Here is a 14982-nt window from a genome sequence, read left to right on the forward strand (position 1 = left end):
GGTTCGACTGCACCCCCTGAGCTGCGGTACAGTCTGATTCGCAGCCGCCCAGCGGCAGCAAATCAAGGACCTGTGGAGCAGTTGGTTAGCTCGCCACCCTGTCAAGGTGGAGGTCGCGGGTTCAAGTCCCGTCAGGTTCGCAGCAACAGAAGGGCCCGCATCCTCAAGGATGCGGGCCCTTCTGCGTTGCCGTCGCGCGGTCCGCCCCGGCGGCGGCCCGACGGACGGTCACGGGCGTTTCCGTGGCCGCCCCGCCGTCATCGTCTCCCCCGCACCCTCCGGGCGCCCCTGAGGGCCCGCCAGAGGCCCCGGGGGGCCACCCCGGGGCCTCTGGAGGGGAATGATCGCCACGGGGCGGGGCAGCCGTCACTCCGCGGCCACTCCCAGAACGCATCCGACGGCGAAAATCCCCCGTCCGCATGAGGCGCTCTGCAACGCACGTCCCCTTACGGGTGCATTGCGCGTTACACAAGAGTGACAGCCTGTGACGGGAGTCACCACATGAGTTTTTGAGACTCGCACTTTTATCGCACCCATACGCGTGCTCGATTTAATATGTGCAATGGCACCTACCTCGCCGGCGTCCCGCACCCGCCCGATCTCCCCCCGCCCCGGGGCATAAAAAAGATCGCGCTGGACCCGGCGGAGTCCAGCGCGATCGAACGACGAGAACCTGTTGGGGCAGGTCCAAGCGTTTGAAGCCATGTGGGTTTCATCGGATTGGGGGACCCGATTCAACCCCGGTAAAGCGGGGTGCTTACGTGCTTGCGCGACCTCAGGCCTCGCTGCGCTGCTGCGGAATTCCCGCGAGCAGAGCGCGAACCTCGGCCTCGCGGTAACGGCGGTGTCCACCCAGGGTGCGGATGGACGTGAGCTTGCCAGCCTTGGCCCAGCGGGTGACCGTCTTCGGGTCCACGCGGAACATCGTGGCAACCTCAGCCGGGGTCAGCAGCGGCTCGGCATCAGGGGTGCGAGCGGTCATGAGCGGCCTCCTCGGGAGAACCGAACCATCTCGGTTCTTTCCTCTAAATTCTGCACCTTGGCCCGCGTTGCCCGAAATGGACATACGCGGGCCGAGTCGGTTATAGGACGAACGGCTTGTCCTCGGCACTACAACTACACCATCCGTCCAGCCTCGACGGCCAAACCGATGGAATTGCCCTCCGAGGTGTTCATCAGCGGCGGAAGCCGATGGACCGCCCCATAACGGACAGTCACCCCACTGTGACGATCAGTCACAGAGCGATCAGGAGTCGTCAGGACCCCCCGTAGAGTGCAATGCCGAGCATTCCGCCCTTAGTTGGGCGGAAGGAACCCTCCCCGGACTCCTTGTCCTATTTTGGCACGAGGGTAGGGGAAGGGCGCAAGGGTGTGGTTAGTGCGGTCCGTCACGCTTGGGCCAATGGCCCGTATCGGGACGTAGGTCCTGGAACTAAGACCCGAATCGGGTGATCATGCCCCTGATCTGCCACTTATGGCAGATCGACCGATACGCACGGTACGCCAGCTCCGTCCGGCCGCCGCCCACCGCCACCGGGTCAGTTCGCGAACAGCCTCTCCCGGACCTCCCGCCAGCGCTCCGCCAGCTCCTCGTACGCCTCCGCCGCGCCGGTCTCGTCCCCGGCCCGCAGCGCCGCGATGCCCACCGCGACGTCCCGTGCCGAGCGGTCGGTGCGCAGCCGGTCCGCCGGCAGTGCGTGGACCAGCCCCCCGTAGTCCAGTTCGACCATCGACCGCGGGTGGAACTCCTCCAGCCAGCTGCCGACGTCCACCAGCCCCTCCGCGAGCCCCTCGTACTCCTCGGCCGCGCGCAGGATCCGCAGCCCCCGCGCGAGCCGCCGCCGGGCCTGCACCATCGGCGTCCGGTAACGCATCCGCTCGCCCGGCACGTACTCCCGCTCGTCGTCGGCCACCAGCACGAACCAGCGCAGGGGCACCTGCCACACCGCGGTGCGGATCCAGGGGCGCGCGTCCGGGTTCCGCTCGCGCCAGCGCTCGTAGTCCTCGGCCGCCCGCCGCCGCGCCACCGGTGGGAGCGCCGCGTCCAGCACCGGGAGCGGGAACTGCTCGGCCAGCTCCTGGAGCGCCAGCCAGCCCCGGAGCCTGGTCCGCCACGGGCAGACCAGCAGCACCCCGTCCACCTCCGCCGTGAAGGCGTCCGCGCTCTCGTGCGCGGGCACCCCGACCACCGGGACCCGGACCAAATCGGAGAGGGAGCGACGCAGTTCGTCCTGGGCGGTGGGCACCACCCCGCGCCGGGCGTACGAGGCCCAGTGCGTGCGCTCCGGCTCCGCGAAAGCGGCCAGGGGCTCGTAGACGCGCAGGTAGGAGGCGTACGGGACGGTCGGCGCCGAGCGCGCCGAGGGCAGCTTGGGGTCGGAGGATTCGCTCACGCTCTCGTACTCCCCCGCACCGCCCCGGGGTACTCCGCCCTGCGCCCGCGGGCCCGGAGCACGGGCGCCCGTACCACGGGAGGGTTTCGATCCTCGGACAGATCACCTGCGCACGCCCCGCAGGTCTTACTCTGCTCCCAGCACGCCCTCCCCCACCCGCAGGGCGGGCGTCATTCCGCCGCATCTCTTCCATGGGAGTCACCACCGTGACCGAAATGACCGACGGCGTCCTGCACACCCTGTTCCGCACGGAGCAGGGCGGCCACGAGCAAGTCGTGCTGTGCCAGGACCGGGCCACCGGACTCAAGGCCGTCATCGCCATCCACTCCACCGCCCTGGGCCCCGCCCTCGGCGGTACGCGCTTCCACGCGTACGCCTCCGACGAGGAGGCCGTCCAGGACGCGCTGAACCTCTCGCGCGGCATGTCGTACAAGAACGCCATGGCCGGACTCGACCTCGGCGGCGGCAAGGCCGTGATCATCGGCGACCCGGACGTCATCAAGACCGAGGAACTGCTGCTGGCCTACGGCCGGTTCGTGGAGTCCCTCGGCGGCCGCTACGTCACCGCCTGCGACGTCGGCACGTACGTCGCGGACATGGACGTCGTCGCCCGCGAGACCCGCTGGGCCACCGGTCGCTCCCCCGAGAACGGCGGCGCCGGCGACTCCTCGGTCCTCACCGCCTTCGGCGTCTTCCAGGGCATGCGGGCCAGCGCCCAGCACCTGTGGGGCGACCCGACCCTGCGCGGCCGCAAGGTGGCCGTGGCCGGTGTCGGCAAGGTCGGCCACTACCTGGTCGAGCACCTCCTGGAGGACGGTGCCGAGGTCGTCATCACGGACGTGCGCGAGGAGTCGGTGCGCCGCATCCTCGACAAGCACCCGCAGGTCGCCGTCGCGGCCGACACGGACGCGCTGATCCGCACGGAGGGCCTGGACATCTACGCCCCCTGCGCCCTCGGCGGCGCCCTGAACGACGACACCGTGCCCGCCCTCACCGCCTCGATCGTCTGCGGTGCGGCGAACAACCAGCTCGCCCACCCGGGCATCGAGAAGGACCTCGCGGACCGCGGCATCCTCTACGCCCCGGACTACGTGGTCAACGCGGGCGGGGTCATCCAGGTCGCCGACGAGCTGCACGGCTTCGACTTCGACCGGTGCAAGGCCAAGGCGACGAAGATCTTCGACACCACGCTGGAGATCTTCACTCGCGCAAAGTCTGACGGCATTCCGCCGGCCGCGGCGGCCGACCGGATCGCCGAGCAGCGCATGGCGGACGCCCGCGCCGCGAAGGCCGCGAAGGGCTCGGCCCCGGCTGCCGACGCGTCGTAACGGCCCCTGACGTGCGCCCGCCGGGGTTGCGGCGAGACGGAACTCACTGCACTTCGGCGGGTCGCCGGCCAGGAAAGGGTTAAAATCGCAGCTGACCAGCGAGGACGGGGCGCCTCATTGGTCCTGCACCGGGGCACGTCATGCGGGCGGCGTACCGTATGGCCGCGGAAGCAGGTACCGTTAAACCCCTACGGACGGTCTCTCCACGGAGAGCCCGCTCCGAACCATGAACGCGTGTCAGACTCTGGGGCCGTCGAGCCCCGTCACCGAGGGGGTCGAGCCATGGGGCGCGGCCGGGCCAAGGCCAAGCAGACAAAGGTCGCCCGCCAGCTGAAGTACAACAGCGGCGGGACTGACCTCTCGCGTCTGGCCAATGAGCTGGGCGCATCGCCGACGGAACCGCTGCCTGTCAGCGAACCGGTCGAAGTCGATGACGATCAGGACGACGACGACCCGTACGCCAGGTACGCGGATCTGTACAACAGCGATGACGACGACGACGAGGACGAAGAGTCCGGCCCGTCGCAACAGCGTCGCGGCGCTTGACGCTTTTCACGTCTGCACCATGCAGGTGGCAGCCAGTGGCTGACCCCCGCTGAGCAACACACAAACCCGGTCCAGGGCCTCGCCCCGGACCGGGTTTCAGTGTTGTCTCAGCCCGCGTAGGAGCCGGTCAGGGTCGCGCCCTCGGTGTGCGCGCCGCGGTCCAGGATCTCTCCCGCGACCCAGGCCTCGACACCCCGGTCGGCCAGCGCGGTCAGCGCCACGTCCACCGACTCCTGCGGGACCACGGCCATCATGCCGACGCCCATGTTCAGGGTCTTTTCCAGCTCCAGCTGCTCGACCAGACCGGCCTTGCCGACCAGGTCGAAGACCGCACCCGGGGTCCAGGTCGAACGGTCGACCGTGGCGTGCAGGTGGTCCGGGATGACCCGGGCCAGGTTCGCCGCGAGTCCGCCGCCCGTGATGTGCGAGTACGCGTGCACCTCGGCCGTACGGGTGAGGGCCATGCAGTCCAGCGAGTAGATCTTGGTGGGCTCCAGGAGCTCCTCGCCGAGGGTCCGGCCGAGTTCGTCCACGTGCTGGTCGAGCGACATGCCCGCACGGTCGAAGAGGACGTGCCGGACCAGCGAGTACCCGTTCGAGTGAAGGCCGGACGACGCCATCGCGATGACGGCGTCACCCGTACGGATGCGATCCGCACCGAGCAGGCGGTCGTACTCGACGACACCGGTGCCGGCGCCCGCCACGTCGAAGTCGTCCGGGCCGAGCAGACCCGGGTGTTCGGCGGTCTCGCCGCCCACCAGGGCGCAGCCGGCGAGGACACAGCCCTCGGCGATGCCCTTGACGATCGCCGCGACACGCTCGGGGTGGACCTTGCCCACGCAGATGTAGTCGGTCATGAAGAGCGGCTCGGCGCCGCAGACGACGATGTCGTCCATGACCATCGCGACCAGGTCGTGGCCGATGGTGTCGTAGACGCCCAGCTGGCGGGCGATGTCCACCTTCGTGCCGACCCCGTCGGTCGCGGAGGCCAACAGCGGGCGCTCGTAGCGCTTGAGGGCGGAGGCGTCGAAGAGGCCGGCGAATCCGCCGAGGCCGCCGAGGACCTCGGGGCGCTGCGTCTTCTTCACCCACTCCTTCATGAGCTCGACGGCGCGGTCCCCCGCTTCGATGTCGACGCCCGCGGCTGCGTAGCTGGCACCGGTGGTCTTCTCTGTCATGACAGGAGAGAGCTTTCGTGTCGTTACTGCGGGTGGTGCCGGGCCCTGGGAATAGCTTCAAAGACAGGGCCCGGCGCAGGTTGAGCCGGGAACGCGGGCCGCGGCGCTACGGGCGCCGGAGCGCGTCGGCGGCGTCGGTGCCGCCCGCGAGCTCGGTCTCCAGGAGCTGCTTGCCCAGGAGCTGCGGGTCGGGCAGGTCCATGGGGTACTCGCCGTCGAAGCAGGCACGGCAGAGGTTGGGCTTCTGGATGGTCGTCGCCTCGATCATCGCGTCGAGCGAGATGTACGAGAGCGAGTCCGCGCCCAGCGACGTGGCGATCTCGTCGACCGTCATGCCGTTGGCGATCAGCTCGGCCCGGGTGGCGAAGTCGATGCCGAAGAAGCACGGCCACTTCACCGGCGGCGAGGAGATCCGGATGTGGACCTCGGCCGCGCCGGCCTCGCGGAGCATCTTGACCAGGGCGCGCTGGGTGTTGCCGCGGACGATCGAGTCGTCGACGACCACCAGGCGCTTGCCCCGGATGACTTCCTTGAGGGGGTTGAGCTTCAGGCGGATGCCCAGCTGGCGGATCGTCTGCGAGGGCTGGATGAAGGTCCGGCCGACGTAGGCGTTCTTGACCAGGCCGGAGCCGTAGGGGATCCCGCTGGCTTCGGCGTATCCGACGGCGGCGGGCGTGCCGGATTCCGGCGTCGCTATCACCAGGTCGGCGTCGACCGGGGCTTCCTTCGCCAGGCGTCGGCCCATCTCGACACGCGAGAGGTAGACGTTCCGGCCGGCGATGTCGGTGTCCGGGCGCGCCAGGTAGACGTACTCGAACACACACCCCTTGGGCTTTGCTTCTGCGAAGCGGGAGGTGCGCAGGCCGTTCTCGTCGATCGCGATGAGCTCGCCCGGCTCGACTTCGCGGACGAAACTGGCGCCGCAGATGTCGAGGGCGGCGGTCTCACTCGCGACCACCCAGCCGCGCTCCAGGCGGCCGAGGACCAGCGGGCGGATGCCCTGCGGGTCACGGGCGGTGTAGAGGGTTCCCTCGTCCATGAACACGAGCGAGAACGCACCCTTGACCTGAGGGAGGACCTTGGCGGCCGACTCCTCGATGGTCAGGGGCTTGCCCTCGTCGTCCGTCTGGCCGGCCAGCAGGGCGGTGACCAGGTCGGTGTCGTTGGTGGCCGCCACCTGGGTGGCGCGGCCGTCCTGACGGGGGAGGTCGGCGACCATCTCGGCGAGCTCGGCGGTGTTCACCAGGTTGCCGTTGTGACCCAGGGCAATGGAGCCGTGGGCGGTCGCGCGGAAAGTGGGCTGCGCGTTCTCCCAGACGGAGGCTCCGGTGGTCGAGTAGCGGGCGTGACCGACCGCGATATGACCCTGGAGCGAGCCGAGAGAGGTTTCGTCGAAGACTTGGGAAACGAGGCCCATGTCCTTGAAGACGAGGATCTGGGAACCGTTGCTCACAGCGATTCCCGCGGACTCTTGTCCGCGGTGCTGTAGCGCATACAGTCCGAAGTAGGTGAGCTTGGCGACCTCTTCACCCGGAGCCCAGACACCGAAGACGCCGCAAGCGTCCTGGGGGCCCTTTTCGCCGGGGAGCAGGTCGTGGTTGAGTCGTCCATCACCACGAGGCACGCTTCCGAGTGTAGGCGAGATCGACCACTGGTCCGAATTGGGGACGGTCCGCAAAAATCACAGTGCGGACAGTCGGGTAACCCCTGCGGAGGGTGACCGTCTCGATATCCGGAATGCCGTGGTTGACACCCGGTCGTGCATTCGTACAGGCTTCCGGCTCATGCAGCCCCTCGGTGACCGTGCCGTCACCCTCGTCGAGCGCCGCCACGTAGACCTGGTCCGTGTCGCGAGCGCCATCTGTCGCTGTTCTGCGTAGTCACTCGCCGCTTCCCCGTTTCTTCCTTTTCTTCGCTTTTCGCTGCGCCCTGCCGTAGCCCGCCCCGCCGTGCCGTGCGCCGTCCCGCGCCGCCCGGGGCGGGCCGCCAGGCCCTGCCTTGGAGTACCTGTGACCTCGTACGAACCTCCTCTGTCCCGGCGTGCCTTCGGCGGCGCGGTCGGTGCGACCGCGGCGGCGGCCGCCGTCGCGCTGGGCTCCGCGGGCCCGGCCCAGGCGGCCCCCGCGGCCGGCGGGACCGGCCCGCAGGAGCGGGAGTTCCGCGCCGCCCGCGGCCGGCACTCCCGGCGGCCCAACATCCTGTTCGTCCTGGGCGACGACCTCGGCTGGGCCGACCTGTCCTCGTACGGCGCCCCGCACATCAAGACCCCGAACCTGGACCGCCTGGCCCGCCAGGGCGTCCGCTTCACCGACGCCTACTCCGGCTCGGCCACCTGCTCGCCGACCCGGTTCAGCCTGTACACGGGCCGCTACCCGGGCCGCGTCGAGGGCGGGCTCGCCGAGCCCATCGCCGACAAGAGCGCCGGCCTGGAACCCACCCACCCGACGCTGGCCTCGCTGCTGCGCGACTCGGGCTACGCCACCGCGCTGATCGGCAAGTGGCACTGCGGCTACCTGCCCGACTACAGCCCGACCAAGTCGGGCTGGGACGAGTTCTTCGGCAACTTCGGCGGAGCCCTGGAGTACTACTCCAAGCTGGGCCTCGGCGGCGAGTACGACCTGTACGAGGGCGACGCCGAGTACAAGGACCTGCGCTACTACACGCGGATCATCACCGAGCGGGCGAGCGAGTACGTCTCCCGCGACCACGGCGGCAGGCCGTGGCTGCTCAACCTCAACTTCACCACCCCGCACTGGCCGTGGATCGCCGACGGGGACACCGCGGCGAGCGCCGAGGTCGAGCGCCGGATCAAGGCGGGCGACTCGCGGGCCCTGTGGCACCAGGACGGCGGCTCCGTCGAGAAGTACCGGCAGATGGTGGAGGACCTCGACCGTTCGATCGGCGAGGTGCTGAAGGCGCTGGCGCGCTCGGGGCAGGAGAACGACACCCTGGTCGTCTTCTCCAGCGACAACGGAGGCGAGCGGTTCTCGTACAACTGGCCGCTCTCCGGCAACAAGGCCTCCCTCCAGGAGGGCGGCATCCGGGTGCCCAACATCCTGCGCTGGCCCGCCCGGATCGACGGCGGGCAGGTCAGCGCGGTCCCGGTCTTCACCCCGGACTGGACGGCGACCCTGCTGGAGCTGGCCGGCACCCGGCCGCACCCGGCCCACCCGCTGGACGGGGCCAGCCTGGCCGGGTACCTGCTGCGCGGCGAGGAGCCCGCCGAGCGGAACCTGTTCTGGCGGGTGCGCGGGGAGCGGGCCCTGCGCCGCGGCGACTGGAAGTACTACCGCGGCAAGACGGGCCGGGACCAGCTGTTCAACCTGGCCGGGGACGTCCGGGAGCAGGCCGACAAGGCGGCCCTGGAGCCGGCCCGGCTCGCTCAACTGCGCGCGGCCTGGGAGAGGACGGATGCGGGACTGCTGCCCTACCCGGCCTGAGCTCCCGGGGTGTCACGGCCCTGGGGACGGACCGGCCCCGTAGGTCGACGTCCTGCCGGGCCACGGACCGGGCCCGGGTCACTCCGCGGCCGAGGCCCCCCGCGCGGTCAGGCCCTTGCCGTCGGGCGCGGTGAGGGTGAGGTCGTGGCCCTCGATCTTCCAGGTGAGCGGGGAGGCGGCGAAGAGCTCGGTCAGGGTCCGTTCCACCTCGCCCACCGGGCCCTCGCAGGCCATCCGGGTCGTGGTCAGCGGCCCGAAGGTGAGCTGGGCGCCGTCGCCGGTGGCCTGGGCGCTGAACCGGTTGCAGCCGAGGCTGCCGCTCGCGGCGAGGTCGGCGCTCAGGACGAACCGTGCCTTGCCCGCGGCCTCGGCGGGCAGCGGGGTCACGGTGTCGCCGCTGATCAGGGACTCGACGGTCCACTCGGTGTCGTGGAGGGGCGCGTTCGGGACCGGGGGCTTCGTGCTCATCGCGATCGTGCTCCCGTCGGCGGTCTTCAGCGTGAGCCGGTCGGGCCCCCGGTCGATGGTCAGCCGGCCCTTGAAGAGTCTGGCGAACTCCTTCTCGAACTCGATGTTCGGACAGGACGTGAGGGTCGTGGCCCCGGGAGTGACGGTCACCGCGGAGGTGCCTGCGAAGGTGACCGCCACCGTGAAGCCGTTGCAGCCGTAGTTGCCCTTGGCTTCCTTCTCGGCGAGGTCCAGTCGGGCGCTTTCGGGCGCGTGCAGGGTGCGGCCACCGGTGGTCAGGGACTCGACGGCCCAGGAACCCTTGGGGTCGGGAAGCACGCGGGTCCCTCCCTCCCCGCCCTGGCTGCAGGCCGTGAGGACGAGCGCGAGGGCCGATGCGACGGCCAGGCCGGTCGGGACGTGCCGGTGGGTACCCATGCTCCTGGGACGGGCGGGCCCTGCGGGCGGTTCCCCCACGACTGCCATCCGCTCAGCTCATCACGGGCAGCAGCGCCGCCAGGTCGGCCCGCTCACCGCTGGCCCTGACCTGCGCGTCCTCGACGGCCGTGGCCCAGTCGGTACGCCCGGTGGCCAACCGGATCCAGGTCAGCGGGTCGGTCTCCACCACGTTCGGCGGGGTGCCGCGGGTGTGCCGGGGGCCCTCGATGCACTGGACCACCGCGAACGGCGGGATCCGTACCTCCACCGAGCCGCCGGGGGCCTTGAGCGCGAGGGCGTCGGCGAGCAGCCGGGTGCAGGCGGCCAGGGCCTGCCGCTCGACCGGGATGTCCACACCGGCGGCCCTGGCCAGGTCGTCGGTGTGGACGACCAGCTCCACGGTCCGGGTGACGAGGAAGTCGGCCAGGGTCATGTCCCCGATCCACAGGTCCAGTACGCGGCTGCCGGGGTTCGCGGCCAGCGCCCCGGCCATGCGGGCACCGGCGCGTTCGTACAGGTCGGGCAGCGGGGCGCCCTCCAGGGTCTCCCTGGCCGCCTCGGCGATCTTCCCGGCGAGGGAGGCGGTGGCGAAGGGCCATTCGATGGCCGTCAGTTCCGGCACGGCGGCCGGGGGGCGGGCCAGTCCGGTGGCCAGCGAGTCGGCGATCCACGCGATGTGCGCGGCGAGTTCGGCGACGTTCCACACCCCGACCCCGCTGGGCCGCGTGAGCTGCTCCTCGCTCAACTCCCGTACGGCGTCGGCCACGTGCCCGAACTGCGCGGTGACGGCAGCACGGATCTTCGCGGCGTCGTAGGTACGCGCCCTCTTCTTGGCGGGTGGCATGGACCGACCCTATCCGGCGCGGCCGACACCGGTACGGCCCCGCCACGCGACGCCGGTGCGGCCCCGCCACGCTGCCCGCCGCGCAGCGGGGCGGGCACGCCCGAGCCCCCGCCCGCAGACCGCGGACGGGGGCTCGTTGGCGCAAGCGGGATCAGGCGAGCAGTGCCGGGATCGTCGCCTCATGAGCGGTACGCAGCTCCGCGAGCGGAATCGCGAACTCGCCCTGGATCTCGATCTCCTCGCCGTCCACCACGCCGATGCGGGTGGCGGGCAGGCCGCGCGCACCGCACATGTCGGTGAAGCGGAGCTCCTCGCTGCGCGGGACGGCCACGATGGCCCGGCCCGCCGACTCGGAGAACAGGAAGGTGAACGCGTCCAGGCCCTCGGGCACCACGATCCGCGCACCGTTGCCGCCGCGCAGGCAGGACTCGGTGAGCGCCTGGATCACGCCGCCGTCGGACAGGTCGTGCGCCGCGTCGACCATGCCGTCGCGGGACGCAGAGATCAGGATCTCGCCGAGCAGCTTCTCGCGGCCCAGGTCCACCTTGGGCGGCATGCCGCCGAGGTGGTCGTGGACGACCTGGGACCAGGCCGAGCCGCCGAACTCCTCGGCCGTGTCGCCCAGCAGGTACAGCAGCTGGCCGGCCTCCGCGAACGCCATGGGCGTACGGCGGTTGACGTCGTCGATCACACCGAGGACCGCCACGACCGGGGTCGGGTGGATCGCGGTCTCACCGGTCTGGTTGTAGAGCGAGACGTTGCCGCCGGTGACCGGGGTGCCCAGCTCCAGGCAGCCGTCCGCGAGACCGCGGGTGGCCTCGGCGAACTGCCACATGACGCCCGGGTCCTCCGGCGAACCGAAGTTGAGGCAGTCGGAGATGGCGAGCGGCTTGGCGCCGGTCGCGGCGACGTTGCGGTACGCCTCCGCCAGCGCGAGCTGCGCACCCGTGTACGGGTCGAGCTTCGCGAAGCGGCCGTTGCCGTCGGTGGCCATGGCGACGCCGAGGTTGGACTCCTCGTCGATGCGGACCATGCCCGCGTCCTCGGGCTGCGACAGGACGGTGTTGCCCTGCACGAAGCGGTCGTACTGGTCGGTGACCCAGGACTTGGAGGCCTGGTTCGGGGACGAGACCAGTGCCAGGACCTGCGCGCGGAGCTCCTCGGAGGTCTGCGGGCGGGGCAGCAGGCCCGCGTCGTCGGCCTGGAGGGCGTCCTGCCACTCGGGGCGCGCGTACGGGCGGTGGTACACCGGGCCCTCGTGGGCGACGGTGCCCGGCGGCACGTCCACGATCTGCTCGCCGTGCCAGAAGATCTCCAGGCGCTCGCCGTCGGTCACCTCACCGATGACGGTGGCGATGACGTCCCACTTCTCGCAGATCTCCATGAACCGCTCGACGTACTGCGGCTCGACGATCGCGCACATGCGCTCCTGCGACTCGCTCATGAGGATTTCCTCGGGCGAGAGCGTCGCGTCGCGCAGCGGAACGGTGTCCAGCTCGACGCGCATGCCGCCGGAGCCGGCGGAGGCCAGCTCGGAGGTGGCGCAGGAGAGCCCGGCGCCGCCGAGGTCCTGGATGCCCGCGACCAGCTTCTCCTTGAAGATCTCCAGGGTGCACTCGATGAGGAGCTTCTCCTGGAAGGGGTCGCCGACCTGGACGGCGGGGCGCTTGGTGGGCTTGGAGTCGTCGAACGTCTCCGAGGCCAGCACGGACACGCCGCCGATGCCGTCGCCACCCGTGCGGGCGCCGTAGAGGATGACCTTGTTGCCGGGGCCGGAGGCCTTGGCGAGGTGGATGTCCTCGTGCTTCATCACGCCGATGCAGCCGGCGTTGACGAGCGGGTTGCCCTGGTAGCAGGCGTCGAAGACGACCTCGCCGCCGATGTTCGGCAGACCCAGGCAGTTGCCGTAGCCGCCGATGCCCGCGACGACGCCGGGCAGGACGCGCTTGGTGTCGGGGTGGTCGGCCGCGCCGAAGCGCAGCGGGTCGACGACCGCGACCGGGCGGGCGCCCATGGCGAGGATGTCGCGGACGATGCCGCCGACGCCGGTGGCCGCGCCCTGGTAGGGCTCGATGTACGACGGGTGGTTGTGCGACTCGACCTTGAAGGTGACCGCGTAGCCCTGGCCGACGTCGACGACGCCCGCGTTCTCGCCGATGCCGACGAGCATGGCGTCGTTCTGCGGGACCTTCTCGCCGAACTGCTTCAGGTGGACCTTGCTGCTCTTGTAGGAGCAGTGCTCGGACCACATGACCGAGTACATGGCGAGTTCGGCGCCGGTGGGGCGGCGGCCGAGGATCTCGCGGATCCGGGCGTACTCGTCCTCCTTGAGGCCGAGTTCCTTCCAGGGCTGGGAGGCGTCCGGGGTTTCGGTGGCGTTCTTGACGGTGTCGAGGCTCATGCGCTGACCAGCTTCTTCAGGACCGAGGTGAAGAACGGGAGGCCGTCGGTGCGGCCCGTCCCGATCAGCGGCTCGACCGCGTGCTCGGGGTGCGGCATGAGGCCGACGACGTTGCCCGCGGCGTTGGTGATGCCGGCGATGTCGCGGAGCGAGCCGTTGGGGTTCACGTCCACGTACCGGAAGGCCACGCGGCCTTCGGCCTCCAGCTCGTCGAGGACGCGCTCGTCGGCGACGTAGCGGCCGTCCATGTTCTTGAGCGGTACGGAGATCTCCTGGCCGGCGGTGTAGTCGCCGGTCCACGCGGTCTCCGCGTTCTCCACCCGCAGCGTCTGGTCGCGGCAGATGAAGTGCAGGTGGTTGTTCCGGAGCATCGCCCCCGGCAGCAGGTGGGCCTCGGTGAGGATCTGGAAGCCGTTGCAGATGCCGAGGACGGGCATGCCGCCCTTGGCCTGCTCGATGATGGTCTCCATCACCGGCGAGAACCGGGAGATGGCTCCGGCGCGCAGGTAGTCCCCGTAGGAGAAGCCGCCCGCGAGGACGACCGCGTCGACCTGGTGCAGGTCCTTGTCGCGGTGCCACAGCGAGACGGGCTCGGCCCCCGCGAGGCGGACGGCGCGCAGCGAGTCACGGTCGTCGAGCGTTCCGGGGAACGTGACGACTCCGATGCGAGTGGTCACCGTCAGGCCTCGACCTTCACGGTGAAGTCTTCGATGACGGTGTTGGCGAGGAACGTTTCGGCCATCTTGTGGATGCGGTCGAGGGCGGCCTGGTCGACCGGTCCCTCCACTTCCAACTCGAAACGCTTCCCCTGGCGGACGTCGGCGATGCCCTCGAAGCCCAGGCGCGGCAGTGCACGCTGCACCGCCTGGCCCTGGGGGTCGAGGATCTCCGGCTTGAGCATGACGTCGACTACGACGCGTGCCACTGGCACTCCCGATGAGGTGGTTGGTGCGAAGGCGGTTCCCTCAGCGTACCCGGCCGAAATTTCTACGCGGGTAGATATGCGCGCCCCGTGATCGCCCGCCGGTTTCGGCTTCACCAACGCTTCGCAAAATCCACCGGAAAACCACGCGCTCGGGATTGCGGCGGGACACGCGGAGACAATTAACTGGGCTTCGCAATGCAATGGGAATCACGGTACAAAGGATTCCACCGGGATTCCGGCGGAATGATGCATTGCTCCGAAACATCCACACAGGCGACATCACCGCACGTCCTGAGGGTTGGGCGGCGTCGCGCGAAGGGACCGATATCCGTGGCGCAGCGCGTAGTAGTCACGATCTCCGACGACATCGACGGCGGAGAAGCGGCGGAAACGGTCACGTTCGGCCTGGACGGTAAGTCGTACGAGATCGACCTCAATCTGGCCAACGCAAAGAAACTGCGGAAGAGCCTCGCACCGTTCGTGGAGGCCGGCCGCCGGCAGGCCCGTTCCGGGAAGGCGTACAAGCACACCTCACTGGCCCCGGACCCGGCGGTCGTCCGCGCCTGGGCCCGGTCCAACGAGCTCGACGTGCCCCCGCGCGGCCGCATCCCGAAGCGGGTCTACGCGGCGTACAACGAAGCTCACTGAGGGCGGATTTGCCATCCACCCCCTCCGATCCGCTAGTGTGTGGATCACGCCGAGGGGCCAGACCGCAGGTCAAAGCCCCGAAGGTCGTGCGGGTGTAGTTCAGTAGCAGAACACCCCCCTTCCAGGGGGGAGGCGCAGTGTGCAATCCCTGTCACCCGCTCTGCACGCTTTACCGACCACTCCGGTGGATCGGGTAGAGTGATGCACGCATCGCAGCGACATTCGTGTTGCCGCAAGCATGCGGACGTAGCTCAGTTGGTAGAGCACCACCTTGCCAAGGTGGATGTCGCGCGTTCGAGTCGCGTCGTCCGCTCAGCGAACAAAGGCCCTGATCATCGATCAGGGCCTTTGTCGTATGCACTCACCCTTTGCACCGGGCGTACGTGCTGACAAA

14 protein-coding genes and 3 tRNA genes are annotated in these 14982 nt (G+C 69.9%); 8 read left to right on the plus strand and 9 right to left on the minus strand.

The genetic code is table 11. The features are described 5' to 3' along the window. The first annotated feature begins 66 nt into the window (after window positions 1-66). A tRNA-Asp gene (locus OG974_RS20680) sits at window positions 67-140 on the plus strand. A gap of 635 nt (window positions 141-775) precedes the next feature. Here OG974_RS20680 and bldC read toward each other — a convergent pair. Both bldC and OG974_RS20690 read right to left on the minus strand, forming a co-directional pair. Further along, the gene (bldC, locus tag OG974_RS20685) at window positions 776-982 is read right to left on the minus strand and encodes a developmental transcriptional regulator BldC (RefSeq protein WP_003949541.1); all 207 of its coding nucleotides are present in this window, start codon (window positions 980-982) and stop codon (window positions 776-778) included. Between the two features lie 556 nt (window positions 983-1538). Continuing rightward, window positions 1539-2393 carry a hypothetical protein gene (locus OG974_RS20690; RefSeq protein WP_327284169.1) on the minus strand — a complete coding sequence of 285 codons (855 nt, stop codon included), beginning with the start codon at window positions 2391-2393 and terminating at the stop codon, window positions 1539-1541. A gap of 206 nt (window positions 2394-2599) precedes the next feature. Here OG974_RS20690 and OG974_RS20695 point away from each other — a divergent pair, with 206 nt between their 5' ends. Together OG974_RS20695 and OG974_RS20700 are read left to right on the plus strand one after the other, a co-directional pair. Then, window positions 2600-3721: a Glu/Leu/Phe/Val dehydrogenase dimerization domain-containing protein gene (locus tag OG974_RS20695; RefSeq protein WP_328763156.1), complete on the plus strand. Its 1122-nt coding sequence runs from the start codon at window positions 2600-2602 to the stop codon at window positions 3719-3721. 282 nt (window positions 3722-4003) lie between these two features. Then, window positions 4004-4267, plus strand: coding sequence for a DUF3073 domain-containing protein (locus OG974_RS20700; RefSeq protein WP_327284171.1), 264 nt, complete (start codon window positions 4004-4006; stop codon window positions 4265-4267). A 107-nt stretch (window positions 4268-4374) separates the two neighbouring features. Here the strand turns inward: OG974_RS20700 and purM are convergent, their stop codons facing one another. Further along, window positions 4375-5445, minus strand: coding sequence for a phosphoribosylformylglycinamidine cyclo-ligase (gene purM / locus OG974_RS20705; RefSeq protein WP_371644013.1), 1071 nt, complete (start codon window positions 5443-5445; stop codon window positions 4375-4377). Window positions 5446-5551: 106 nt separating this feature from the next. Continuing rightward, window positions 5552-7069 carry an amidophosphoribosyltransferase gene (gene purF, locus OG974_RS20710; protein WP_327284173.1) on the minus strand — a complete coding sequence of 506 codons (1518 nt, stop codon included), beginning with the start codon at window positions 7067-7069 and terminating at the stop codon, window positions 5552-5554. Window positions 7070-7229: 160 nt separating this feature from the next. Here purF and OG974_RS20715 point away from each other — a divergent pair, with 160 nt between their 5' ends. Continuing rightward, a complete protein-coding gene (locus OG974_RS20715) occupies window positions 7230-7325 on the plus strand; it encodes a putative leader peptide (RefSeq protein ID WP_352211348.1) in 96 nt (31 codons plus the stop codon). 129 nt (window positions 7326-7454) lie between these two features. Next, complete coding sequence (locus OG974_RS20720; RefSeq protein WP_327284174.1) at window positions 7455-8885, plus strand: sulfatase-like hydrolase/transferase; 1431 nt, start codon at window positions 7455-7457, stop codon at window positions 8883-8885. Window positions 8886-8963: 78 nt separating this feature from the next. On the opposite strand, the gene OG974_RS20725 is transcribed toward OG974_RS20720, so the two are convergent. The 5 genes from OG974_RS20725 to purS all read right to left on the minus strand — a co-directional run bounded on the left by OG974_RS20725 (window position 8964) and on the right by purS (window position 13946). After that, entirely contained in the window at window positions 8964-9770 is an 807-nt protein-coding gene (locus tag OG974_RS20725; RefSeq protein ID WP_327284175.1) for an META domain-containing protein, read from the minus strand. Window positions 9771-9822: 52 nt separating this feature from the next. Beyond that, window positions 9823-10614 carry a sterol carrier family protein gene (locus OG974_RS20730; protein WP_327284176.1) on the minus strand — a complete coding sequence of 264 codons (792 nt, stop codon included), beginning with the start codon at window positions 10612-10614 and terminating at the stop codon, window positions 9823-9825. Between the two features lie 151 nt (window positions 10615-10765). Continuing rightward, a complete protein-coding gene (gene purL / locus OG974_RS20735) occupies window positions 10766-13015 on the minus strand; it encodes a phosphoribosylformylglycinamidine synthase subunit PurL (RefSeq protein WP_327284177.1) in 2250 nt (749 codons plus the stop codon). Continuing rightward, a complete protein-coding gene (gene purQ, locus OG974_RS20740) occupies window positions 13012-13692 on the minus strand; it encodes a phosphoribosylformylglycinamidine synthase subunit PurQ (RefSeq protein WP_327284178.1) in 681 nt (226 codons plus the stop codon). Before purQ ends, purL begins: the two co-directional genes overlap by 4 nt. A 2-nt stretch (window positions 13693-13694) precedes the next feature. After that, on the minus strand, window positions 13695-13946 hold the full coding sequence (gene purS, locus OG974_RS20745) for a phosphoribosylformylglycinamidine synthase subunit PurS (protein ID WP_008740952.1): 252 nt from the start codon (window positions 13944-13946) through the stop codon (window positions 13695-13697). 324 nt (window positions 13947-14270) lie between these two features. Between purS and OG974_RS20750 the strand changes: the two genes are divergently transcribed. From OG974_RS20750 to OG974_RS20760, 3 genes are all read left to right on the plus strand, one after another. After that, window positions 14271-14588 (plus strand): Lsr2 family protein, encoded by a 318-nt coding sequence (locus tag OG974_RS20750; RefSeq protein WP_327284179.1) that lies wholly within the window; start codon window positions 14271-14273, stop codon window positions 14586-14588. Window positions 14589-14676: 88 nt separating this feature from the next. Further along, window positions 14677-14748 (plus strand) — tRNA-Gly (locus OG974_RS20755). A gap of 80 nt (window positions 14749-14828) precedes the next feature. Further along, window positions 14829-14901 (plus strand) — tRNA-Gly (locus OG974_RS20760). Window positions 14902-14982 lie beyond the last annotated feature (81 nt).

The organism is Streptomyces sp. NBC_00597 (genome assembly GCF_041431095.1).
In the GTDB taxonomy this organism is placed as follows: Bacteria; Actinomycetota; Actinomycetes; order Streptomycetales; family Streptomycetaceae; genus Streptomyces.